General features: G+C 48.4%; 22 protein-coding genes, 1 tRNA gene and 1 pseudogene. 13 read left to right on the top strand and 11 right to left on the bottom strand.

Annotated elements, in window-relative coordinates:
• The first annotated feature begins 74 nt into the window (after positions 1–74).
• Entirely contained in the window at positions 75–1,001 is a 927-nt protein-coding gene (locus BAZ21_RS19160) for an SPRY domain-containing protein (RefSeq protein WP_068504121.1), read from the top strand.
• Between the two features lie 627 nt (positions 1,002–1,628).
• Here the strand turns inward: BAZ21_RS19160 and BAZ21_RS29810 are convergent.
• A complete protein-coding gene (locus BAZ21_RS29810; RefSeq protein WP_256021900.1) occupies positions 1,629–2,405 on the bottom strand; it encodes a fibronectin type III domain-containing protein in 777 nt (258 codons plus the stop codon).
• A 482-nt stretch (positions 2,406–2,887) separates the two neighbouring features.
• Between BAZ21_RS29810 and BAZ21_RS19150 the strand changes: the two genes are divergently transcribed.
• Positions 2,888–3,736 carry a hypothetical protein gene (locus tag BAZ21_RS19150; RefSeq protein ID WP_068504120.1) on the top strand — a complete coding sequence of 283 codons (849 nt, stop codon included), beginning with the start codon at positions 2,888–2,890 and terminating at the stop codon, positions 3,734–3,736.
• Positions 3,737–3,905: 169 nt separating this feature from the next.
• Here the strand turns inward: BAZ21_RS19150 and BAZ21_RS19145 are convergent.
• Positions 3,906–3,977: transfer RNA gene (locus tag BAZ21_RS19145), tRNA-Thr, on the bottom strand.
• A 74-nt stretch (positions 3,978–4,051) separates the two neighbouring features.
• A complete protein-coding gene (locus BAZ21_RS19140) occupies positions 4,052–4,405 on the bottom strand; it encodes an MTH1187 family thiamine-binding protein (protein WP_068504118.1) in 354 nt (117 codons plus the stop codon).
• A 488-nt stretch (positions 4,406–4,893) separates the two neighbouring features.
• On the opposite strand from BAZ21_RS19140, the gene BAZ21_RS19135 reads away from it, so the two are divergent.
• Entirely contained in the window at positions 4,894–7,227 is a 2,334-nt protein-coding gene (locus BAZ21_RS19135) for a ribonucleoside-diphosphate reductase subunit alpha (protein WP_068504115.1), read from the top strand.
• A 20-nt stretch (positions 7,228–7,247) separates the two neighbouring features.
• A complete protein-coding gene (locus BAZ21_RS19130) occupies positions 7,248–8,279 on the top strand; it encodes a ribonucleotide-diphosphate reductase subunit beta (protein WP_068504113.1) in 1,032 nt (343 codons plus the stop codon).
• A gap of 108 nt (positions 8,280–8,387) precedes the next feature.
• On the opposite strand, the gene BAZ21_RS19125 is transcribed toward BAZ21_RS19130, so the two are convergent.
• On the bottom strand, positions 8,388–9,194 hold the full coding sequence (locus BAZ21_RS19125) for a patatin-like phospholipase family protein (RefSeq protein WP_068504110.1): 807 nt from the start codon (positions 9,192–9,194) through the stop codon (positions 8,388–8,390).
• Positions 9,195–9,365: 171 nt separating this feature from the next.
• Positions 9,366–10,043, bottom strand: coding sequence for a MarR family transcriptional regulator (locus BAZ21_RS19120; protein WP_068504108.1), 678 nt, complete (start codon positions 10,041–10,043; stop codon positions 9,366–9,368).
• Positions 10,044–10,290: 247 nt separating this feature from the next.
• Here BAZ21_RS19120 and BAZ21_RS19115 point away from each other — a divergent pair, with 247 nt between their 5' ends.
• Positions 10,291–11,241 carry a beta-ketoacyl-ACP synthase III gene (locus BAZ21_RS19115; protein ID WP_068504106.1) on the top strand — a complete coding sequence of 317 codons (951 nt, stop codon included), beginning with the start codon at positions 10,291–10,293 and terminating at the stop codon, positions 11,239–11,241.
• Between the two features lie 193 nt (positions 11,242–11,434).
• Here BAZ21_RS19115 and BAZ21_RS19110 read toward each other — a convergent pair whose 3' ends face one another.
• Positions 11,435–12,271 (bottom strand): HAD hydrolase-like protein, encoded by an 837-nt coding sequence (locus BAZ21_RS19110; RefSeq protein ID WP_068504105.1) that lies wholly within the window; start codon positions 12,269–12,271, stop codon positions 11,435–11,437.
• A 166-nt stretch (positions 12,272–12,437) separates the two neighbouring features.
• Here BAZ21_RS19110 and BAZ21_RS19105 point away from each other — a divergent pair, with 166 nt between their 5' ends.
• Positions 12,438–12,932, top strand: a complete 495-nt coding sequence (locus BAZ21_RS19105) for a hypothetical protein (RefSeq protein WP_068504102.1) — start codon at positions 12,438–12,440, stop codon at positions 12,930–12,932.
• Here BAZ21_RS19105 and BAZ21_RS19100 read toward each other — a convergent pair.
• From BAZ21_RS19100 to BAZ21_RS29805, 3 genes are read right to left on the bottom strand one after another with little or no spacing between them, the layout of a single operon-like run.
• Complete coding sequence (locus BAZ21_RS19100; protein ID WP_068504100.1) at positions 12,916–14,628, bottom strand: bifunctional ADP-dependent NAD(P)H-hydrate dehydratase/NAD(P)H-hydrate epimerase; 1,713 nt, start codon at positions 14,626–14,628, stop codon at positions 12,916–12,918. The two genes, BAZ21_RS19105 and BAZ21_RS19100, sit on opposite strands and share 17 nt — an antisense overlap.
• Positions 14,629–14,662: 34 nt before the next feature.
• Positions 14,663–15,295, bottom strand: coding sequence for an NAD(P)-dependent oxidoreductase (locus BAZ21_RS19095; RefSeq protein WP_068504098.1), 633 nt, complete (start codon positions 15,293–15,295; stop codon positions 14,663–14,665).
• Entirely contained in the window at positions 15,292–15,444 is a 153-nt protein-coding gene (locus BAZ21_RS29805; protein ID WP_256021889.1) for a hypothetical protein, read from the bottom strand. The genes BAZ21_RS19095 and BAZ21_RS29805 overlap by 4 nt, the downstream gene beginning before the upstream one ends.
• Positions 15,445–15,587: 143 nt before the next feature.
• On the opposite strand from BAZ21_RS29805, the gene BAZ21_RS19090 reads away from it, so the two are divergent.
• On the top strand, positions 15,588–16,541 hold the full coding sequence (locus tag BAZ21_RS19090; protein ID WP_068504096.1) for a hypothetical protein: 954 nt from the start codon (positions 15,588–15,590) through the stop codon (positions 16,539–16,541).
• 245 nt (positions 16,542–16,786) lie between these two features.
• Positions 16,787–17,743 (top strand): ArsR/SmtB family transcription factor, encoded by a 957-nt coding sequence (locus BAZ21_RS19085; protein WP_068504094.1) that lies wholly within the window; start codon positions 16,787–16,789, stop codon positions 17,741–17,743.
• Positions 17,744–17,854: 111 nt separating this feature from the next.
• Here the strand turns inward: BAZ21_RS19085 and BAZ21_RS29800 are convergent, their stop codons facing one another.
• Positions 17,855–18,400 (bottom strand): lactonase family protein, encoded by a 546-nt coding sequence (locus tag BAZ21_RS29800; protein WP_256021884.1) that lies wholly within the window; start codon positions 18,398–18,400, stop codon positions 17,855–17,857.
• Between the two features lie 37 nt (positions 18,401–18,437).
• Positions 18,438–18,908: pseudogene (locus BAZ21_RS29795) on the bottom strand (lactonase family protein).
• 176 nt (positions 18,909–19,084) lie between these two features.
• Between BAZ21_RS29795 and bioA the strand changes: the two are divergent.
• Genes bioA through bioC form a run of 5 tightly spaced genes read left to right on the top strand, consistent with a single transcriptional unit; the run spans position 19,085 to position 23,956 of the window.
• Positions 19,085–20,452: an adenosylmethionine--8-amino-7-oxononanoate transaminase gene (gene bioA, locus BAZ21_RS19075; RefSeq protein WP_068504092.1), complete on the top strand. Its 1,368-nt coding sequence runs from the start codon at positions 19,085–19,087 to the stop codon at positions 20,450–20,452.
• The gene (gene bioD / locus BAZ21_RS19070; protein ID WP_068504090.1) at positions 20,449–21,219 is read left to right on the top strand and encodes a dethiobiotin synthase; all 771 of its coding nucleotides are present in this window, start codon (positions 20,449–20,451) and stop codon (positions 21,217–21,219) included. Before bioA ends, bioD begins: the two co-directional genes overlap by 4 nt.
• On the top strand, positions 21,203–22,384 hold the full coding sequence (bioF, locus tag BAZ21_RS19065) for an 8-amino-7-oxononanoate synthase (protein ID WP_256021879.1): 1,182 nt from the start codon (positions 21,203–21,205) through the stop codon (positions 22,382–22,384). Before bioD ends, bioF begins: the two co-directional genes overlap by 17 nt.
• On the top strand, positions 22,369–23,100 hold the full coding sequence (locus BAZ21_RS19060; RefSeq protein ID WP_068504086.1) for an alpha/beta fold hydrolase: 732 nt from the start codon (positions 22,369–22,371) through the stop codon (positions 23,098–23,100). Before bioF ends, BAZ21_RS19060 begins: the two co-directional genes overlap by 16 nt.
• On the top strand, positions 23,090–23,956 hold the full coding sequence (gene bioC / locus BAZ21_RS19055; protein WP_068504082.1) for a malonyl-ACP O-methyltransferase BioC: 867 nt from the start codon (positions 23,090–23,092) through the stop codon (positions 23,954–23,956). Before BAZ21_RS19060 ends, bioC begins: the two co-directional genes overlap by 11 nt.
• The last annotated feature ends 15 nt before the right edge of the window (positions 23,957–23,971 follow it).

Here is a 23,971-nt window from a genome sequence, read left to right as displayed (position 1 = left end):
ATTTAATGTTTGGACAATTCTCCCAATCCAGTTCTATAATTCACTTGTTATTATATATATTTTAGGAGGAAGTCATGAAAAATATCATGTTCAAAAAACTAGGAACAATCATGTTAGCTCTTATCATTGGGGTTTCCGTGTTCTCATTGTTCCCTACCGTTACAAAAGCAGAGACTACAAATGTGACTTGGAAAAACGGATCTGTAGTAACTTCTCTCGGGGCCGTAGGACAAAGCGACAAAGCGACAGTGGGAAAAACAAAAGGAAAATGGTATTGGGAAGTAAAGGTTAGCCACAGTATTTCATTAGTAGGAATAACAGGTGAATCTGGTCCGAAATATCAAGGGTACTACGGTTATAGTGGTCAAATTATAAATAATATTACATCAGACGTGCGAACAGCTTATGGTCCTACGTTTGGACTTAATGATGTTATCGGTGTTGCACTGGATTTAGATAGCGATAAAATTGTTTGGTACAAGAATGGTGTTGCACTGGGAGCCAACACTGTTAAACCATCTGAACTAGAAGGGTCTCAGGTCTTCCCGATGGTCATGAATGGAACATCTGGAACAATGACTTACGAAGCCAATTTTGGAGCAAGCGCTTTTAAATATTCTGTTCCAGAAGGGTTTTTACCTTATCAAGCTTCGGGCGAACCTACAACACCTGATCCATCTACAACACCTGATCCGTCTACAACACCTGATCCGTCTACGACACCTGATCCGTCGGATACAGATGGGTCCTCGCAACCTACTGGCGATCGTGCTATTCTGACTGTAACAATGGACAATGGATTTGATAAGGAATTCGATCTGAGTAAAAAAGAACTGAGTGCATTCATCGCTTGGTATGATGCTAAAGATGCTGGCAGAGGTGCTTCCTTCTTTGCCATTGACAAGCACAATAATAACAAAGGTCCATTCAGCAATCGAAAAGATTACGTAATTTTCAACAAAATCCTTACATTTGAAGTTAGTGAGTATTCAACTAAATAAGCATTATGAAGGACTTCATATCGGCTAACAATGCCAATGAAGTCCTTCTTTACATCTACTCACTTACTAAACTAAAGGTTTGCAAACTGTTTGCATTCGCCGCTTTTGTGTTGGGTAATTGTAGAGTATCCGTAGTAGCTTTCGTTCGTTATTCAAGACACAAAAATGAGCAACGCAGAAATCTGGCTACTCCTCGTAATGTTAGGTAACAAAGACAATTTTATTGTCTGAATAAAATGGATATGATAACATAAGAATAGAAATAAGGACGGTCCGCCAACCGTCCCTAGTACAAACAACTTGAGTGGGGAAACCCTCCCGAGTTAATGCTTAATCAGATAGAGTGACCCACACTGGCGCGAACCTGTGAGTGGGTCACTTTCGTTTATCAATGTAAGTAAGCAGAGCAATCAAGAATATCCCGAAGGTCAGCACTTCACCAAACGAAATGTGCATCGCATCACCTCCTTTCGGAGGGTGCGCCCACTCAAGGTGTGTTGTACAATCCAGATTATACCACAAGCCCTCTAAAATATGAGGGCTTTTTATTTTACTCTCCTAATCGAAATTCATTCAAAACATAGCAAAATCTCCACTAACCTGCATAGGGCTAGCGGAGATTGGATTTTATTTAGAGTATTCATCACTTACTTCAAATGTTAGGATACGATTGAACAGCATATAATCCTTTCGGCTACTAAATGGACCTTTATTGTTATCGTGCTTGTTGATCGAGTATGAAGCCGATCCAGATCCGGTCTGCTTACCCTCATACCAGGCAATAAAGTCATTGACCTCTTTCATGCTCAAGTCAAATTCTTTCTCCAAACCGGTAGTCATGGTAACTACCAGAATCGCACGGTTTCCTGTTGGTTGCTCAGGGCCAGTTTGACCTCCTCCTCCTTGTGGAGTGGCAGATGCTTCATTGGAGTATTCAGAATTTACTCCATTCAATTTAGCACTCACAACAAAGTAGTATTTTGTTCCGTTGGTCAGACCTGGAATGACGAAGTTTCCATAGGCATCTTTTGTTGCTGTTACTGTTTCGGTGCATTTACCTGATACTGTTCCGTATTTGACTGTATAGCTTTCCGCATCTTTGATCTGATTCCATTTCAATGTAACCTGACTATTTCCTGCCTCAGCACTTAGATTAATTTCTGAACCATTGTAATCAGTCAGCTTACCATCAGAATCCACATCTATAGCATCAAACCGATAATCATAAACAACATAGTTGCTTGAAGGTACCTCTGTCCAAATTTTAACGTTGTGTATTCCTCTCTCTAATCCCACTTTTTCATACGCCAACCGCTGATGTGACCAAGACTCCCTATAAGCACTAAAGTATTCTATTTTACCATCAATGCTAATACCTACCTTATTAGTGTATGAGTCTGACATGTTAAGAATAAGTCTAATTTTAGTCCCCTCCAAACTTAAAATCAATCGTACTTGGTTTATTGTGAACAGCTCCTAATGCTGTTTTATTGTAATCTTCTGAATTATCAATTTTAACCCAGTCATTCCCATACATCAATTCTGGTGATCGGTCATCATACCGAGTCCATCCAGGCTCAGGCAATACCCAACTTCAATGGCATCCCTAATGCGTGCTCCGGTTTCTGGGTAGTGTGAACTCGGAACTCCAGCGTACATTCAGCTGCTACTTGTTGACTGATTGCTGCTGGTTTAGCTTAAACTCCTTGCACTGAAAATATAGCTATTAAAATAAAGGTTTACCAGATATACAACAGCAGAGTCTTATTATCCTCGGAAAATTTTAATTTTTAAACTTTTATTTGAATATATAGACATTAATGTTTAGACAATCCTTTTTGCTAGATGTACCATAATATCATTAAACAACCATTAGGAGGAGAAAAATGAATATATTCAAAAAACTATTATTTTCTTTTTTACTGGGATTATTTTTCATTACTAGCCTTAATCACAACACAGTCATGGCTGCATCTGTTGGTGAAGCACTGAACGAACCCGAGTCTGGATGGACACGTCATAAATATGATTCTGAGTATATTACATATTTAGGAGGGAAATGGGCGATTAATACTGGAGTATCCACATACGCATCTCAATGGCAAAAGGAAGGTGCTATTCTAAAGTTTAATTTTACTGGGACAAAAATCCGACTTATTTCCACAACATGGTGGTCTTTCTCAAAAGACATTGATGTATTTATTGATGGAAAATTCGTTGAAAAAATATCACTATATGGTTCGGATGATGGTACAAAAAGAATCAAATTTGAGAAACTTAATTTAGACAATGGTAATCATTCTGTAGAATTTATTAACAATACAAAAGAGTACTTAGCATTATATGGTATTGACACTGACGGCCCATTAAGCCCTTACCAATCTGTTGAGCCTAATCCTGCGCCTGTAGATCCAACGCCAACACCGGATCCGACACCAAGTCCTAATCCTAATCCGTCTGAACCTGCTGATCCAACCGAACCAGCACAACCAACTGGTGACCGTGCTATTCTGACTGTAACAATGGATACTGGTTTGGAAAAGGAATTCGATTTGAGTATGAAAGAAGTAAACTCTTTTATCTCATGGTACGAAGGTAAGCAATCTGGATCAGGTACAGCATCTTATGCCATCGATAAACATTCTAATAACAAAGGTCCATTTAGCAACCGCAAGGACTACGTCATATTTAACAAAATCCTCACGTTTGAAGTAAGCGAGTATTCAACCAAATAAACAACAAGAGGACTCTATCCGGCTAGATGCCAGTGGAGTCTTTTTTACATCTACTCACTTCACTAGACTAGACTAAAGGTTAGAAGAATGTTAGAAAAATGCTCAATTCAACAAAAAAGCGCGGCCTCCAAAAAGCTTGGAAGCCGCGCTGTGCTTGAGTTTAATAGGATGCTGGTGAAGGGAATTGAACCCCCGGCCTACGCATTACGAGTGCGTTGCTCTACCCCTGAGCTACACCAGCGAGTCAGGTTAAGCTGACAACAAAAACTATTATACTCTTCCTTACATAAAAATCAATGACTTACATCCATTTTTTCAACTAGGATTTGGATTTAATTCGGTGACGTTCCCTGTTCCTATCCCTGTGCCAGACAGCTTATCTGCGACGGAACGGAGCTTTTGACGGCTGGAGGAAGGCTTGTCACGGCGGTCGTCGATTTTGACCGAGGTGGAGACGCGCTTGGCACCTGACAGGAATGGCGCTTCGTGCAGCGCTGCAATGGCGGTAAACACATCGTCCAACGAGCCTTCAATAATCGTACTCATAGAGGTAAGCTCATAGGTAATTCCTTTTTGCATCTTTAACACTTTTTGCATCTGAGCAACATAGTCGCTCAGGCTGGTACTGCCCGTTCCTATCGGGATTACAGTCACTTCTGCAATGGCCATCGAGGTGTGCCTCCTTTATTTTTGAACTCATACTTCACTTTTAAACAAGGGCATATGTATGCTGATATACTGATTGTTTCTGAAAGAAACCTCTCTATCATTCATTGTACCGTTCACGCAGCCTCAATTCAAATACAGCCCTTGCTTCCTCTGCATATTTTGATTTTCCATTCCTTTTCCTTTACGTACGGCTGCGAATGTTGCTATAATACTCCTTGCACTTATTTGAAATTTTAAGTTTATAAACACAATATGTTGGGTTAAATATTCATAACACTTCTAAATATAGTGATGTAGCCGATAAATTGCATGGGAACCAACTTTCTCTTCCTTCATTGGCAAGCGCATCGCTATTTCTATGTTATGGGATTACATACAGCCCCAAAATACTGTCGTTTTTATTCATTTTCGCCTCGGTCAACATGTTCATTCTTCATGTCTATTCCCTAAGTATGTATTCCAAATCAGGAAAGCGAGGAATTAATCCTATGCCACAACTCGTAACAAAACCAAACAACCGCCAGTTGGCTTTTGATGAAATACGCATTTCCGTATATGCCGACCGTGTGCTCAGCGGATTGGACAAGCTGGATAAAGATCGTCTTATTCGCGGTGTGACCACCAAGCTGCGCCGGGACGAAGTCACGGGAGATGAAATCAGCAACGCATTTGTGATGGCTGCACTTGAGCTGGTCAGCAAGGAAGAACCGGACTGGAAATTCGCCGCTGCACGTGCTTTGCTCACTTCCTTATATAAAAAAGCGGCGACCCATCGCCGTTACAAATCCTACGCAGACGAGCCTTACGGCGCCTTTTACCCATTGATCACGGAGCTGGTCGAAAAGGGAATCTACCGTCAGGAATTGCTCGACTACTACACCAAGGAGCAAATTGATGAGTTGGGCGCTTCCATTATGCCGAAAAATGACCTGCTGTTCGATTATATCGGGCTGCTGACGCTGTCTGAGCGTTATTTGGCGAACGATTTTGACGGACGTGTGATGGAGCTGCCACAGGAACGCTACATGATCATCGCGATGTACCTGATGCACCAGGAGCCTGCGGACAAGCGCATGGAACTGGTCAAGGAAGCTTACTGGGCGATGAGCAACATGTACATGACCGCTGCTACACCAACGATGTCCAATGCGGGAAAAAAGGTGGCCGGACAGCTGTCCAGTTGCTTTATCGATACGGTAGACGACTCGCTGGAAGGTATTTTCGATTCCAATACCGATGTAGCCCGTCTCAGCAAAATGGGCGGCGGTATCGGCGTGTACCTCGGTAAAGTACGGGCGCGCGGCTCCGATATCCGCGGACATAAAAATACAAGCTCCGGCGTGATTCCATGGATTCGCCAGCTGAACAATACGGCGGTCAGTGTAGACCAATTGGGTACACGCAAAGGTGCGATTGCCGTTTATCTCGACGTATTCCACAAGGACATTCTCGCGTTCCTTGACCTGAAGCTGAACAACGGTGATGAGCGGATGCGCGCACATGACGTGTTCCACGGCGTATGTCTGCCCGATCTGTTCATGGAGCAGGTCGAAGCACGCGGCGAATGGAACCTGTTTTGCCCGCATGAAGTGAAGAAGGTCATGGGCTGGACAGATGAGAAAGGGCGTTCACTGGGACTGGAGGATTTTTATGATGAGTCCTTTGGTGCTGGCTCCTTCCGCGAGAAATATGAGGAAGCGTCGCAGCATCCGATTCTCTCACGTATCACGGTGCCTGCCATCGACATCATGAAACGCCTGATGAAATCGCAGCTGGAAACCGGTACGCCTTACATGTTCTACCGCGATACGGTAAACCGGGCCAACCCGAACCGGGCCCACGGTATGGTGTATTCCTCCAACCTGTGTACGGAAATTATGCAAAATCAATCTGCGACCGTCGTAGAAAAAGAGGAACTGGTGACGAAGGACGGACAAACACGCATTGTCATCTCCAAAATCCCTGGCGACTTCGTTGTCTGCAACCTGAACTCCATCCATCTGGCTCGCGCCGTTCCGGCAGGGGTATTGGATCGTCTCGTACCGATTCAGGTGCGCATGCTGGATAACGTCATTGATATCAACAATATTGAAGTGCTGCAAGCACAATATACGAACAGCCAATATCGTGCAGTCGGTCTGGGCACGTTCGGTCTGCATCACTTGCTCGCACTCGAAGGCATCCGTTGGGAGTCTGATGAAGCGGTAACCTATAACGATCATTTGTATGAAAAAATCAACTATTTGGCCGTTAAATCCAGCATGGAGCTGGCAAAGGAAAAAGGACGTTATGCCAAATTTGAGGGTTCTGACTGGTCAACCGGGCATTATTTCACATCCCGTGGCTATACAGACGGTACGCGTGAAGGCAAATTCGTCACCTCGTCCGAGTGGAGTGAGCTTGCCGAAGAGGTCAAACAAAACGGCATTCGCAACGCATGGCTGTTCGCCATCGCGCCTAACGGTTCCACGTCGATCATTGCAGGTTCTACGGCCAGTATCGATCCATTGTATGAGCTGCTTTCCTATGAAGAGAAAACAACCTACAAGATCGCGAATCCTGCACCGGACTTGAACGAAAAGACCATCTGGTACTACAAAACGGCTTTCCTGCTGGATCAACATGCCTCGATCAACATGGCTTCTGCACGTCAGCGGCATATTGACCAAGGCCAAAGCTTTAACCTGTATGTACGTCCGGATATTAAAGCTACTGAATTTTTAGAGCTGCACATCCATGCCTGGAAATCAGGTATGAAGTCGACCTATTACGTACGCAGCCGCGCACTGACGATTGAAGAATGCGAAAGCTGCGCATCCTAAACTAAAGGAGAGAAGCTCTCATGCAGTTACAAAAGATTTTTAACACGGAAGCGCCTAATCGCTCTACCCGTATTATTGAAGGCGAAAACTCCGGCATTCTGAACTGGAACGATATTCGGATGCCGCATATGTACAAGCTGTATAAAGTGCTGCTGCTTAACCACTGGATTCCGGATGAAATTCCGATGTCCAAAGACGCTTCCCAGTTTCCTGTGCTGGATGCCGAAGAACAGCGCACATTCAAAATTAACATCGGCCTGCTGGCCGTGCTGGATTCCATGCAAACGATGTTTGTCGGAGATGTAAAACGCTATTTTACCGACTCTTCGCTAGAAGCTATCTCGGCCATTATTGGGCAACAGGAAGTGGTGCATAACCAGTCCTACTCCTACGTGCTGTCTTCCCTGGTATCAGAGCAGGAGCAAAAGGAAATTTTTGAATACTGGAAAAATGATCCTGTCCTGCTGGAGCGTAACACATTTATCTCGTCCATTTACCAGGAGTTCCGCGATAAGCAGAACCCGCAGACCTTTTTCCAGGCGATGGTAGCCGATTTGATTCTGGAAGGCATTTTCTTTTACAGTACATTCGCCTTCTTCTACAATTTGGCCCGTGACCAAAAAATGATGGCCACCAGCCAAATGATCTCGTATATTCAGCGCGATGAAAATCAGCATTGCTACTTCTTTGCCGAAGTGTTCAAGCAGCTATTGGCCGATTTCCCTGAGCTGAATACAAAGGAAAATATGGACTATGTCTACCAAATGATCAACCGTGCTGTGGAGCTGGAAACGAATTGGGCGCATTATACACTCAAGGAGGTTCGCGGCATCGACTTGAACGAGCTGAGCGATTATATCAAATATATGGCGAATATGCGCTTAAGATTGCTCGGTATGGACAAAGCCTACGAAGGCGTAGACGTAAATTCCATGCCTTGGATCAAGCCATTTTCGGATGAAGCGCTGAATGCGACAAAAACAGACTTTTTCGAAGCAAAATCACGCAATTATGGCAAGGTCGGAGATGACAACGGATTTGACGATTTGTAAGTAGCAAAATACAGCCTTAACTCGGTATCTTCGGGTTAAGGCTTTTTTCATGAGGAATGAAAATTACGCAAACACGCAAAAAAATTACGAAATTATGTGAATTACTATTCATACATGCATCTGTGCTGGTTGCCCATGATTGGCTATTTGCAACTTCAGCCCATCCATAATGTGTTTGACCGACTCCTCGCCCGCCTCGACACATTCAGGCCATTTCGTAAAGTCAAACGCCGCAATATGTCCGACTTCAGGGCGAATGACAATGTCCGCAAGCCGGAGACTGTTGTGCTTTCGTTCAGCAGTCATCAGGCTGTAGGAGCGGTATACGACTTCTACCATATTGCGCGGTGGCTTTTTTTCATGTCCCCGCGCCACATCAACAGCAATCACTAAACAATCCGCCTCCCGTCTCATTTCTTCTACAGGCAAATTGTTTAATACCCCTCCGTCGACCAGCATCTTGCCTTCATGCATCACAGGAGCGAATAAGCCGGGAAACGCCATCGTAGCCCGCAGTGCTGTCACCAAATCACCTTGTTCAAAAACGATCTGCTTGCCTTCCAGTAGATCGACAGAAACAGCTTTAAAACGGATAGGAAGTTCCTCAATCTTCTGCGTATGCTGCCCATACTGTTGCAGCAGCTCATTCACCACCGTATTCATGCTGTTGCCGGCAATTAAACCACGATGGCGTATGCCGATATCCAGCAGACGGTATTTAGGTGTCTTTTTAATACAATCCAATAGAGCATCCGCAGGAACACCCGCCGCATAAAGCCCTCCAACGATGCCGCCCATACTCGTACCGACGATACAATCGACCTGAATCCCGTGTCTTTCGAACGCTCTCAGCACCCCCAGATGAGCAAGTCCTCTGACTGCCCCACCACCCAAAACCAATCCTACCTTCGGCATATACGCAGCCCCTTTACCTGTATTTTATTTACTGAATGCATTCAAACACACAGAAGACCCAAAAACTAAATGCAGGGAGACCAGCTCCCTCTCCTCACGGATGATTGACATCCTTTGATGGGAGCACTCTCCGGCTGCGTAGTGACACGATAGGAAACTTTTCCATACGGCTTATATAAAAGCCTCGCTCAGAAAATTATAAAGCAACCCTTTTTCCTCGTCAGAAAGATCCGAAATGGATTGCAGAAAACGGGAAACCAGCTCCGTAATTTCAAGGCCCAATTCATCGTTTATCATCTGTACAGCCATGCCTAGCACAGTGCCAACAAACATGGTCATGCCCATTTCCTTGCTTGGCGCTGTAAGGACAATCTGCTGAATCCAGGGACCCGTTTTACCTCCCAGCTTCTTCAAGTACATCAAAAGAAGTCCTATAATATAGGCGCAAAAATTGATTCTGACGCTAGCTTCAGGAATTTCAGCCCAAATTTTTCGGACAGCCTCATTGAGGCTTGTGTTGTTCAAATCTTTAAGCAATTCTGAAATGTTCTCGACAGTTTTTTTCCAATCCACCAGATCGACTAATTCATTCCTGGACTGGTTGAACAAATCCGAAGCTTTATCTGTAGGCACAAATACGACCTGAGAGCGCCCGGTTACCTTGGCATTCACCTCATAGCTGCGCGTAATAAAACCGAGCTTTTCAATTTCTTTCAGCATGTCATAGGCCGTCCATTTGCTAACGCCTAATGATTTAGCCAAAGCTTCGTAATGAATGGGTAAATTCGTTTTTTGATACAATTCCACCAATGTATGCAGAAATTGCAGACGACGTTTAGTAAGTGGCACGGTATTGTTGTATACCTCCCTGTGTATTCTCTACGAATACGTTCTTGGGTTTTTTGTGTCTAAATCTTAGCACTGAATATCTATATAATCAAGCAGCAGGATCACTCCAGATTTCTCCGTACAGCAAGCTGTACTCGGCACATTTTCTTTTTAATCCGACTGTGTTATATTTTTATTCATACTAATTTTTTGGTTTTTTTGGTCTTTACGGTCTTTTGTGTGATTATTTCATTGGAGGGAAACCTAAATGCAATCAGCTCTCAACCTGAACGGGGTTACAATTACAGGTACAGGATTCTACGTTCCGACCTCACTATTAACCAATGTGGAATTAGCCGCATCTCTGGACACATCCGATGAATGGATCAGCCAGCGAACAGGCATCCGTCAGCGATATATTGCAGAAGCAACCACGGACACCTCTGACCTTGCCGTCGCTGCTGCAGCCCAGGCTTTAAGCCGTGCCCATTTATCCCTGGAAGATGTGGATCTCATTGTCGTGGCGACTTCAACTCCTGATTATGCCTTCCCCTCCACCGCCATGCTGGTCAAGCAAAAGCTCGGAAGCCGCGCACCTGCATTCGACTTATCGGCAGCCTGCTCCGGTTTTGTGTACGCCCTTTCAGTCAGCAGCGACATGATGAAGTCGGGCGCCTACCACAATGCTCTGGTGATTGGAGCGGACAAGTTCTCCAAAATCATAGATTGGCAGGACCGTAATACTGCTGTTCTGTTTGGAGATGGTGCGGGCGCTGTCGTCCTTCAATCTCGCCCCGGCGCTTTCCCGTGCTTCTCCCTGCTGGGCTCGGAAGAACGTGGGGCAGAAGCGCTGACATCCCCGGTTACAGGCCCCATCACCATGCAAGGTCGAGAGGTTTTCAAGTTCGGGGTTCGTATTGTGGAATCCATGCTAACAAAAGCTCTGAAAACATTGAATTTAAGCATTGATGATATTGCTTTAATCATTCCACATCAAGCCAACATTCGAATCATCGAGAGTGCCGCTGGCAAAATGAATATTCCTCTGGACAAATTTTTTGTAAATATCGGAAATTACGGAAATACGTCAGCGGCTTCTATTCCCATTGCCCTTGCGGAAGCCATGGAACAAAAGCTCGTTCGTGGTGGTGATATTGTGATGCTGATGGGCTTCGGGGCGGGCTTGGCATGGGGTGTACAGGTCATTCAGATCGCATGAATTCTATACGGAACATTGCATTTTGAAAAGGAGGTGAACCTGACGCCGGTTGCGGGCAGGTCATCTCCTTTTTTCCCCCTTTATCCAGGATGTTCGAGATACAATTTAAAATAGTCGCATGCCCAGAACCTGAAAAGTTCACCTTCATCCGGCGTGGCGCATACATATAACTAGAACTGTGTATTGAGGCACTTCAAGACGGGGGCATCAACGCTGTTTTTACCTGCTTCGTATAAGAGGGATAGCCGCCCGTATGCTGGAGCATCTCGATTTCACGTAGAATACGCGGCAAGTCAGCGATCGAATTCATGACAATATGAGCTCCTGCCCTTTTTAATCCGTAAACGCTCTGTCTGCGTCGTTCTTCTGTCACTCTGTCGTCTATTTCACGGCTGCTTGTTTGCGCTGCGATTAGCGCACTATCGTTATGGTTCAACACACCGATCGTCCATACGCCTGCATTCCTTCCCTCTTGCATATCGGCTGCCGTATCTCCTACTTTCACAATATCGCTGAGCGGAAATACCTGCAAACGATGTGCAATTTCGTAGATCATCCACGGGTAAGGGCGTCCCTGCGACACTTCACAAGGGGCTACCATACAATCCAGCGTATAGGGTGACTGTGCAGGCGAGAAAATAGGCCCCAACATCTCCATCGGGCAGGCTGCGGTGGCACCTGACTGAATACGACGATCCTGCAATTCTTGCAGTGCCTTGTCTATACCAATCGCGGGCTCGGCTCCTTGAATCAAGGAACGGAGAACCGGGACAAGCTCAACATAAATATGCTCAATATCCGTTCTCCCCGGATGTGTACCGAAGCGCTCCAACCATTTTTTTCGAACCTCTGAAAGTCCCAGCACATTGGCAATATGGTCACGGATCGGCAACCCTCGCCCATGAGATACCTGCTCTTCGGTTACTTGTACACCTTTCCATCTGAAAATATCAAGCATTCCCTGGATCAGGCCCCGTCCTCCGGGGTCCAACAATGTACTTTCGAGATTAAAAATAACCGCCTGTATCATGCAATCCCCGCCTCTCCGTACCGCGGCTATCCGCAATCTTTATTGCTTAGGAACATGATACACAGCTAACGTAAAATGAAATGCCGTAAACCGTAAGCGGATTGTAATAGCAATTAATTCCTTGATTGGTTGTAGATTACTGGGTGCCCTAAGGAGGAGTCGCAACATGAGACAGCCCTGGAATGAATTTAATTCCAAAATGCCTTGGCGAATGGAACTTGGTTGTTATGCGTTGAACAAACTGGCCTGTGGGGGATTGGTCTTTGCCCTCTTATGGATATACTGCTATCTGGCAGAGGAAATAACGGGGATTCCCGTAACTATAGCAGGCAATAGTGGTGAGCTGACCGCGCAGTTGTGGGCCTATGGCTTTGCCCTCCCGGCAGCTCTTGCTGCCGATGCACTGCGCGATTTTTTGCCCTGGCTGCGAAAGCCCGAGCAGCTCAGCCTGTACCTTGCCGCAGGATTCAGTATCTTTCTCCTGCTAGGTACTTTGATGTCGTCTGCCGGAGCCGGCATTTTATGGAGCAACGGCATAGCTGGCGCAGTCATCACACTGCTGTACTACGGGGGAAGGCGCTGGCTGAACCGTGGGTATGGAGTACAGATTATGCTGGCCTTCCTCCTGCCGCTACTGCTATGGCCTATAGGGCTTCAATGATGTCACCGGCCACCACTGCGGCGGGATGCTGGCGATGACGCGCGGCTGTTTCTCCAGCCACGCCATGCAGATACACGCCAAAGGCCGCTGCCTGCGAAGCGTTCAAGCCTTGCGCCAGCAAGCCCGCGATCATGCCTGTCAGCACATCGCCCGCGCCGCCTGTCGCCATCCCGGCATGACCTGTCGTATTGACGTAGGCCGTTCCGTCAGGGCACGCGATGACGGTACGCGCTCCCTTGAGTACCAGCGTAACCCCGCGTGTCCGGGCATACTGCCGGGCATGGGTGATACGGTCACGCTGCACCTCTGCCGTCGATATGCCCAGCAGACGAGCCATTTCGCCGGGGTGCGGCGTCAGCACGACCGCCGCGCTTCTCGGCTTCCAGGCCTCCAGCTCAGACCCCGCAGAGGCAAGGATGTTCAGGGCGTCCGCATCAAGCACGAGCGGGCCCTCGTAGTTCTCCCACAGGCAGCGCAGCCAGCCGGTGTCCCCGGTGAAGCGGCCAAGGCCGGGACCGACGGCCAGCACATCGCGCGCCTGCGCGAGCTGCAGCAGCTCCTCCGCAGAGTCGGCGTTCCATTCGCCGTCTCTCCCCGTTGCTGCGGCCGCCAGCATCAGCTCCGGCGCGGCACCGATCACGTGCGGCAGCAGCCCTTCGGGCACCGCCCACGTCACAAGGCCGCTGCCGATCCGCAGGGCGGCACGTGCGGCCAGCAAGCCCGCGCCGCTCATGCGCAGGCTTCCCCCAGCGACGAGAACGTGGCCGTAGGTGCCCTTGTGCCCGTCCGGCACGCGGCTGCGGCTTACGTCCACGTTCAGCGCTTCGCGCAGCGTGTCGCGGGTCAGAAGACGCAGCTGTACGCCGCACTCACGGGCAAGTCCGGGCGGAATGCCGATGTAACGTACCACCACATCGCCTGCGGCCTCGGCGCCCGGGTATTGGACGAGCCCGCGCTTCAGATAGGCGAGGCATACGGTGACACGCGCACGAATGCACGGCTCATGCAGCGCACCTGTGTCGGCATCGAGGCCGCTAGGCACGTCTACCGACACGAGCGGCGCGCCGCTGGCATTGGCCTCGCGGATCAGCGAGGCATAGGGCTCGCGCGGCGGGCCCTGCGTGCCCGTGCCCAGCAGGGCATCGACGATGCCTGAGGCGCCGCGCAGGTCGAGGGCATCCCGGCCGTAGACGATAACCGGGATGCCCAGAGCCGCGATGACATCGCGCTGCGCAGCCGCTTCACCGCGCAGCGTATCCGGTGAGTCGGCGTAGACAACGGTGACGCGCAGCCCTGCATCGGTCAGATGGCGGGCTGCCACCAGTCCGTCGCCCCCGTTGTTGCCTTTGCCTGCGAGGATATACCAATGCTCCCGTTGCCATACAGCATGGCGCCCCTGACTCCACGGCTCCACCCGAATGACCTCGCCGTGACCCGGCAGATCCCTCGGTCCTGTCTGAGCGACGTTTTCTGTCGCCTGCCCCCTGAACACATCAGCAGCATCAGCATCGCAGATTGGATTGGTATGGCCTCCCGAGCTCTCATTGCTCGATCCGTGTTTCCCCGCGCAAAGTTTCATTACCTCGTCGGCTACCGCGCGCCCGGCGTTTTCCATCAACGTGAGAGCCGGGATACCCAGCTTGTCAATCGTATACCGATCCAATTGCCGCATTTCATCGGCGGTCACCATGTACATACTTTTTCCCCTCCCGTATTGAAGTACCTAGTGCTTAGTATCCAACCGTAAAACGGGAATTGACAAACTCCCCTTCTACCAGCTCATCAATCAGGGCTACCGCATAATCTTCTACCGAGATACGGCTGTGACCCAACTCGTCAACCACCAGATGATCCAGGCCAATTCGGAAATGCCCCGTACGCTTCCCCGGTTCAATAATTCCCGCAGGACTGCAATATGTCCAATCCACATCGGCAGCGCGATACAGCTCAAGTGCCTCAGCATGTGCAGCCGCAAGTGGCTTGACTTCCTCAGGGAACTCGGCGGTATCCATCAGGCGTTCACCGTTTTCTGTTATCAGGCTTCCGGCTCCGCCAACCACAAGGATGCGCTCCGCACCGGAACGCCGAGTGCCTTCCAATAAAGACCGGGTCGCCTCAAGCAATTCTTCCTCCGCTCCAAATGTGGGACCGTAGGCGCTAATGATAGCATCGTGTCCTTTCGCCACCTCTGTAACTGAATTCGGATTTAGAATGTCCGCTTGAACGACCGCCAAATATTCACTTTGCTCCGTCACCCGCTGCGGATCACGTACCGCCGCCGTTACCTCATACTTGCGCTTGATCGCTTCCTTTACTAACGCTTGACCAATTGTTCCTGTTGCTCCGAAAATAATAACTTTCATATAAACTTGCCCTCTTCCTGTAATTTACTTACTATTAGTATTTCGCAAAATTCGATTTCAGTTGCTTCCTTACATAGCACCCGATACTCTTGGGCGGATGGAATGGCGTAATCCACGCGAAGCTGTCCGTACGGTTGATTCGATGCCATACTGAATCTCCTCTCCCTGCTTGTAATCTTGTCTATTTTACCAAAAAATACTTTATATATCTTGGTCAGACACAGACAACCCTTGAAATGCCTGTGCGGTCTGTGCAATAGTGTAGGAAGAACAATGGAAGGAGGGATTGCGGGTGTCCCCGACGGACTTCGCGGCCTTAGCCGCATATATCTCACCCGGTCTGATTGCCTTACTGCTGGCGTTATCCTTGCTGGTATGGCTGTATGTTCACAGTGCAGCCCAGCTTCGAAATTCTCGTCAGCAGCGACTGAATGAATTGCAGGAGTCCCTGCGCATCTACGGGCGATTAGCAGGCTGTCTCCAAACCGCTGCCCTGGACAGCAGCAACGAAAAGCAGCAATACCCGAACGAACTGATTCACGCTCTTCAGGAGGCGAAGACTGCTCCCTATTTGACTCCCCACTTGCAGGAGCAGGTGCAGGCATCCCTCCGGGAATGCGATACTTTTCGCAGGGAATTGCTGCTCAAATCCCTGGAGCGCGAAATGAACAAATTGATCGAGGAACGACGGCTTGTCTTGCTGGAGTCACATGCTCCAGGTTGGGGAACAGCTTTATGGAGGCTGCTTCGTCCGGCAGCCGGCCCGTTGGCGCTGACCGGGATGATCTGGCTGGTCTCAAGGCTGCTTGTGGAATTGGCATCCTACAGCAATATCGATAGCAGTCTGTCCAATACTGCGCCATCTGCCTACTGGCTTATAGGATGTACATGGATGAGATTTGTATCCGGTTTGATCGCGCTGCTGTATGCATATCGGCTGATGACCCTACGCAGGCAAAATGATCTGGACGTAACAGCTTCCCATTTTCCAACAAGCCTGCTGTCTATGGTGATATCCGCTGTCGCTCTGTTTCAATGGATCGGACCGGAGGCTTCTCCTTACATACTGGCTGTGCAGCTTGTGTTGTTTTTGCTCGGCTTCCGACTCACCCGAGGTCGCTCACGGAGTGATCGTCCTTACGTCGGTCATCCCGGTCTGATGAAGGCTGATTCATTTCAGCATGGGGGGCAAATGGCAGACAAAGATAGAACGTCTGACCTTTCTTTGACAGAAGAACATACCTGATATTAACCTTCAAACCACATACCATCATCAGGACATCCCAACAAACAGCGAATGGCTTTAGGGGTGTCCTGTTTTTTGAACAATTTTGGGCTTTTTGAGGGGTTAGGCTTGTGCCAGCAATCAAGGAAAGGGTATATTGTTTATATAAATGTAAATCATATCGTTTTTTATGTATGAATATTGAAAAAAATCCATATATGTTAAACTGCCATCAATTGATGATGTACGTTAGAATTGGAGGAACTATGCAACTGGACATTTCTGAAAAATCACTTCCCGTATATGAAGCGCTGGCCAGTGAGGTTCGGCTGAATATGATTGTTCTGCTTGCGGAGAAGCCTATGAATATACGCGAGCTGGCAGAAGCGCTGGGACTTAGCAGTGCGATCATGACCATGCATGTCAAAAAGCTGGAGAGAGCGTCCATTATTTCGACCAAAATGCTGCCCGGACGTGGTGGAGTTCAGAAGGTGTGCTCGCTGGCTACAGACAAAATTGAGATCGCCATGCCACGATATCAGCAGGACGTACGGCAATTTCATCAGACGGAAATTTCCGTCGGACACTTTACGGATTTTGAAATTCAGCCGACCTGTGGACTAGCTACCGTCGAAAAAATCATCGGAGAATTCGACGAGCCTCGTTCATTCCTGGACCCTGAGCGCTTCAATTCCAAAATTCTGTGGTTTAGCCAGGGATATATGGATTATAAGGTACCCAATTTCCTGCTGTCCAGCCAAAAGGCCGAGGAACTGGAAATTTCGATGGAGCTATCGTCCGAGGCGCCTTTTACCAATGATAACTGGCCTTCAGACATTACTTTTTTTCTGAATGATGTCAATCTGGGGACTTGGACCAGCCCAGGAGATTTCGGGGACAACCGTGGCAAATACACACCCGCATGGTGGCCAGACTTCATCAATCAATACGGTCTGCTCAAAAGACTTCGCATTACGTCCGAGGGTACCTTTATGGATGGCAAGCAGATATCCGATGTGACTTTAAGCCAAGTGCTGATTGATCAAAAGCAATGGAAATTCCGTATTGCCATACTGGATGATGCCCAGCATATTGGAGGGGTAACCCTGTTCGGTACCGGATTCGGTAACTACAATCAGGATATTCTGTTCCGCTTGTACTACAAACCTGCTGAAAACCACACAAAAACAGCAATGATTGAAGCCGAGGAGTCCAGCAAATAGCTGTTGAGCCATTTCAGACTGTTTCAAGACCTGAAACACGGCGTTTTGCCCCATGCCTGTCATGGGAGCAAAGCGCCGTGTTTTACTATGCACTCTTTCAATGCCCTGCGGCTACCGTACAGGTTCAATGCACACAGGGGAGGGAACCTTCAGCACATAGCCCGTTCGTGTCAGTCGACCATCCTCATCATGGATAGCAAAAGATACGATGTTATTTCCATCCTGATTCGCCACCACCAGATAACCCGACAGGATGTTGAAGTTACGCGGCGTGCTGCCGAAAGTTTCCACCCATTCGACCGCCTTCAGCTTGCCGCTGCCCTGATCGACATGGTACAGTACAATGCTGTCATGTCCCCGGTTGGACACATATACATAGCGCCCACAGGGGGTAATCCGAATATCTGCAGCTGTATTTTCCACATCAATGATGCCTGGTGGCAATGTGGACAGGCTTTGCAGCAATGTAAGCTCTCCATTACGTTCATTGTAGCCAAATACGGCGACGGTATTGTTCAACTCATTGGCGACAAAAACATAGGGACGTGTAGGATGAAACACCAGATGGCGCGGGCCGGAGCCGGGTGGTAAATCTGTTTCACGATGGGTCACCAATTTTCCGTCCTCTGTCAAACGGTATACTACAATCTGATCCAAACCCAGATCACATACTAAGGCATACTGTCCTGAAGGATCAGGAATGAATCGAATGGGGATGTGCTGCATCCTGACGGTTCTGGCGAATACCTGAGCCTGTATGCTGAACCTGCCCCGACATATCTCCCAACCCTCCAGCTTCCGTCGTCGGAAATACAGCGGCATTCCCGCCTGAATAGTTAGCGGCCAGTACATAATGTCCATCCGCTGTTACGGATACATAGCAGGTGTGTGCTCCCTTCGTCCCTTTCCGATCCAAAGGATGCAGCTCTCCGTCTGGGCATTTACCTGATACGCATACATCTCACCTTCCTCTGTCTCACTGGCAGCATACAGCTTCTCCCCATAACGGGTGCAGTGCCAGAAAAGAAGGCCGCTCAATCCCCTCCACACCGCCAATGATACGCAGATCACCGTCTTCTATATCCAAAGCGCATACATAAATCCCTCTTTCATTCCGAGACGCATAAGTTCCTGTATAAAATAGCTGCTCATTTCGTTCATCCATTCGGCTCACGCCTCCCTCCGACTGCTGCGTTGTCTTGCATTATTACCCATAATCGACTCCAAAGTACACTTTGATTCTCTTTACACAAACTTTTTGTTTTGTTATATTGTTAAAGTTAATTGTCAACCTTATTAAATTCGTTTTGGTTGACAATTAAAATACTAGATTGGCGAAGGATGGTGATCATTACGCATTATGAACGTCTCGCCGCCATGAATAAGGCGCACTTATGGCTTCCCTTTACTCAAATGAAAGATTACAACAAGTTGGACCCTCTTATTATTGAGCGTGGTCAAGGTGTCAAACTGTATGACATCCAGGGCCGGTCATATTATGACGGATTCTCGTCTGTTTGGCTTAATGTACACGGTCACAACGTACCGGAACTGAATCAGGCAATCACGGATCAGTTAGAGCGGGTCGCCCATTCTACCCTGCTTGGAATGGCGAATATACCTGCCATTGAATTGGCGGAGAAGCTGGTGAAAATCACCCCCGAGGGTTTAAACAAAGTGTTTTACTCCGATTCAGGAGCAACCGGTGTCGAAATCGCAATCAAAATGGCGTTTCAATACTGGCACAACCGCGGAGTACATGAGAAAAAGACATTTATTACGATGAACCAAGCGTACCATGGAGATACAATCGGGGCAGTCAGCGTCGGCGCGATTCCCCTGTATCATGATGTGTTCCGACCGATGTTGTTTCCCACAGAGGTCATTCCTTATCCTTATGCTTACCGCCACAAAGGCGGCGCAGCGGGTGCAATGGAGTCTACTTTAACCGCTTTACGCAGTTTGCTTGAGACTCGTGGGAATGAAATTGCAGCTCTTATGGTGGAGCCGATCGTGCAGGGAGCGGCAGGAATGATCATCATGCCGCCAGGCTGTTTGCGGGAAATGGCCTTGCTTTGCCGTAAACACAACGTACTTCTCATCGCGGACGAAGTCGCAACAGGCTTCGGTCGTACAGGAGCCATGTTTGCCTGCGATCTGGAAGGCGTTTCGCCTGATTTGATGGTTGTCGGCAAAGGACTCACTGGCGGCTACTTGCCCGTCGCCGCGACACTTGCGACTGACGAGATATACGATGCCTTCTATGCCGATTATCAAGAGCAAAAAACATTTTTCCACGGACATTCCTTTACTGGAAACCCACTTGGCTGTGCCGTTGCTTTGGCCAGTCTAAGACGAATCGAGGAGCAAGATATGCTAACAGGAGTAAAGGCAAAGGCCTCATTGGTCGAGCAAAAGCTTATGGCACTAAAAGAACGGCCACATGTCGGTGATATTCGGCAAAAGGGCCTGATGATCGGAATCGAACTCGTACGTGATAAGACTTCACGCGAGCCATACGACTGGGAAGATCGGATCGGCGTTCGCACTGCCGAGCGTGCAAAAAGTCTTGGAATGCTTACAAGACCGCTTGGCAATGTTGTCGTATTTATCCCTCCTCTTGCCAGTACTGAGGATGAGTTGAATGCTATGACAGATATTTTGACAGCATCCATTGTGGACGTCACCGAAAATGGATTAACGATATGAGCACATTACGGGGAATGTTTATAACCGGTACGGATACCAGCGTTGGGAAGACCATTGTGACATCGGCTCTTGCCGCTGCGCTGCGTGCAGAAGGTCTGAATACAGGTGTCTGGAAGCCTGTTCAGTCCGGCGGCCTTCTTGGCAGCGGAGCAACGGATGCCGAACGTCTGCTGCAAAGCACAGGCATCTGTGAACGCCCCGAGGCTGTAGCACCTTTTACGTTCGAAGCACCTCTGACCCCAATGCTTGCCGCCAAGCTGGCTGGTGTGACGCTCAGTCTTAAGGAGATTATCGCCGCAGGAGAACCACTTATCGGGCGCTATCAAGCACTGCTTATTGAAGGGGCGGGCGGGGTCGCTGTACCGCTGACCGATGACGCGCTGGTGATTGACTTGATTTCCATGCTTCACGTACCCGTTCTGATCGTGGCCAGATCCGGTCTGGGTACAATCAATCATACACTTTTGACCATTTCCTTCTTACAGCAGCGCGGAATCCCGATTGTAGGCATCATTATGAACAACAGCGAATGTATTGACGCCCTGGATGATCCAAGTGCCGTGACAAATACAGAACTCATCGAACGCTACAGCGGCGGCCTGAAGGTCCTTGGACATTTTCCATACTTATATGACGTGGCTAATGACGAGGCTAATCCCGAGATGCTTATCCATTCTGTTCGAAGAACCATTCAACTAGGGCCGATCAGGCAAGCATTGTCATTACAAGGTGGTGATGATCATCCTTTGGATGAAAAAAGAACTTGAGGCATTAGACCACGCATCAATGGAACGCCGCTTGCGTACCCATGTCCCTATCCCCGAAAATCCTGGTTATGTGATGCAAAGCGGACGAGCACTACTCGACTTGTCCTCGAATGACTATCTGGGGCTTGCCCAGCATCCTGCCATTATTGAAGCGATGCGTGATGCACTCCTCAAGGAAGGAGCCGGCGCTGGTGCCTCCAGGCTTGTAACCGGCAATCGGCAGCCCTATGCACAGCTTGAAAAAGCGTTGGCAGCATGGCAAAACTGTGATGCGGCACTTGTCTTCGCAAACGGGTATACAGCCAATGTTGGTGTCATTAGCGCGCTCGTGGGCCGCGGCGATGTGGTATTTAGTGACCAGCTCAACCATGCCAGCATCGTCGACGGCGTTATTCTGAGCCGCGCCGAGCATGCACGGTATCGCCATAACGATATGGAGCATTTGCGTGCCTTATTGCATAAGTTCTGTGATAAACGACGGAAGCTAATCGTTTCGGACGCAGTCTTTTCCATGGATGGTGATCAGGCGCGCTTACACGACCTTATTGCGCTCAAACGGGAGTTCAATGCCCTGCTGATGGTGGACGAGGCACACAGCGGAGGGGTTTATGGTCCACGTGGCGAAGGATTGACCTTTGCACTCGGAGTAAAAAATGATGTGGATATTCATATGGGAACGCTCAGCAAATCGTTTGGCATCTACGGAGCTTATGTTTGTGGGAGTGAGACACTCATCAGATGGCTGATGAATAAGGCGAGGCCGCTTATCTATTCTACGGCACTCCCCCCTTCTCTTATAGCGGGGGCTGCCCAAGCATTGGAGCTGATACAAACAGAACACTGGCGTCGTGAGCGGCTGTTCGCGGCAAGCAAATTTTTTCGTTCCTCATTATGTGAAGCGGGTTTTAACATCAGTAACGGAGATTCTGCAATTGTGCCCTTGATCCTGGGCCATAATCATAAGGCTCTGCAATTTAGCAGTGCTCTGGAAAACGAAGGTATTGCGGCGATAGCCATTCGTCCTCCAACAGTACCCGAGGGTACTGCGCGAATTCGCTTCTCTTTATCGGCTGCACATTCTCTGGAGGAGCTAACAGATGCCGTTACGAAAATTTGCAGGCTAGGACTTCAACTGGGGGTTTTGGAATCATGCGGTCACAATTAGGGGGCACCATCCTGTGGATGACCGGGTGGAGTATGTCAAATAAGGTCTTTGATCGGCTTCGCGGGCTTCTCCCTGATTTTCATCATATTTCTGTAGATTACAGCGCTGCCGCTTCCTCCGAAGAGATACTGCATTTGACCGAAACGGCAGCGAAAGGTCTGCTTTCCTCAGGCTCTGGTCCTTTTCTGATAGGAGGCTGGTCACTAGGCGGGTTATTGGCATTGAAACTCGCGGATCAGAAAATGGCAGATGGACTTGTACTTTTTTCAGCAACAGCCAGGTTTACACGACCTAAAGAACAACAGAATCGCGGCTGGGCAGATGCCTATGTCAGGCAGATGATCACTGGACTCCAAAGAGATCGGCAGGCTATAGAGAGCAAATTCAGCCAGATGATGTTTACGGACTTGGAAACAGCGTCGGATCTCAGGAATCATCGTTCCCTCATAGGCAACTGGACAACTCCGGCACTCATCGCGGGGCTTGAAACCCTCCGTCATGTGGAGTGCCTCTCTCGACTTCCGACCATTCATTGTCCGGTTCTTCTTATACACGGTACCGAAGATCAGATTTGTCCTTACGAGGCGGCAGAGGAGTTGCTCATGCAATTGCCTCAGGCAAAACTACTAACCATACCCGATAGCGGACATGCTCCGTTTTTGGGAAGGGAGGCACCTATGGCTGAATCAATTAGGAGTTGGTGGCATGATCAGTAGAAAAGCAGCTATTGCACGGCAATTTAACCGCAGCGCGGCAGGGTTGTATGATACGCATGCCCATGTGCAGCGCACCATGGCGGACATGCTTGCAGAATTTCTTATGCAACAGACCAATGCTGATGACTCCAACGAACTCAGCATGCTTGAGATCGGATGTGGCACCGGTATTCTAACTGAAATTTTGGTGAACAGATGGCCGCACTCGTCTATTACTGCGCTGGATATTGCACCTGCAATGCTTCTGGCCGCTGAACAGCGTGTGCTGAGTACTGCAAACCCTGCAGGCTCGAACGATAGGCCTTCATCTGATATTCGCTTTTTGCTTGCCGATGTCGAAAAGTGGGCGGCTAACACTCCTGCCTCTTCGTTCGATCTCATCGTTTCCAGCGCTTGTTTCCAATGGTTGAACCAGCCGCAGCAAACACTGAATTACCTTTACCGACTGCTTCGCCCCGGAGGGATACTTGCATTCGCGACCTTCGGGCCTGATACCTTCCATGAGCTGCATACAGCTTTTGAAGAAGTTTACCATGCTAAAGGTATGGTGCCCCAGAGGCACGGACTCACGTTTGAATCTGCAAATCAATGGAAAGATTCACTAACAACAGCTGGTTTCTCCAATATTCAATATAAATGTAAGCTGTTAACGGAAGAATACGCTTCACCAAGGGATTTTTTATTATCGGTAAAAGCGCTGGGAGCTAGCACTTCAGATGCCGTTATTCCCCACAGTCTCGGATCGCGACGTCTGTTCACCAGCCTGTATAAAGAGTATGAAAATCGGTTCAGTACGCCGGAAGGTGTTGCAGCGACTTATGATATTGTATTTATGCAGGCATCAACACCTGAATGATCTTTAAGGACACAA

The sequence above is a fragment of the Paenibacillus kribbensis genome, assembly GCF_001705305.1.
Lineage (GTDB): Bacteria > Bacillota > Bacilli > Paenibacillales > Paenibacillaceae > Paenibacillus > Paenibacillus kribbensis_B.
The sequence above is the reverse complement of the archived record's forward strand: the minus strand, read 5'-3'. Positions and strand labels throughout refer to the sequence as shown.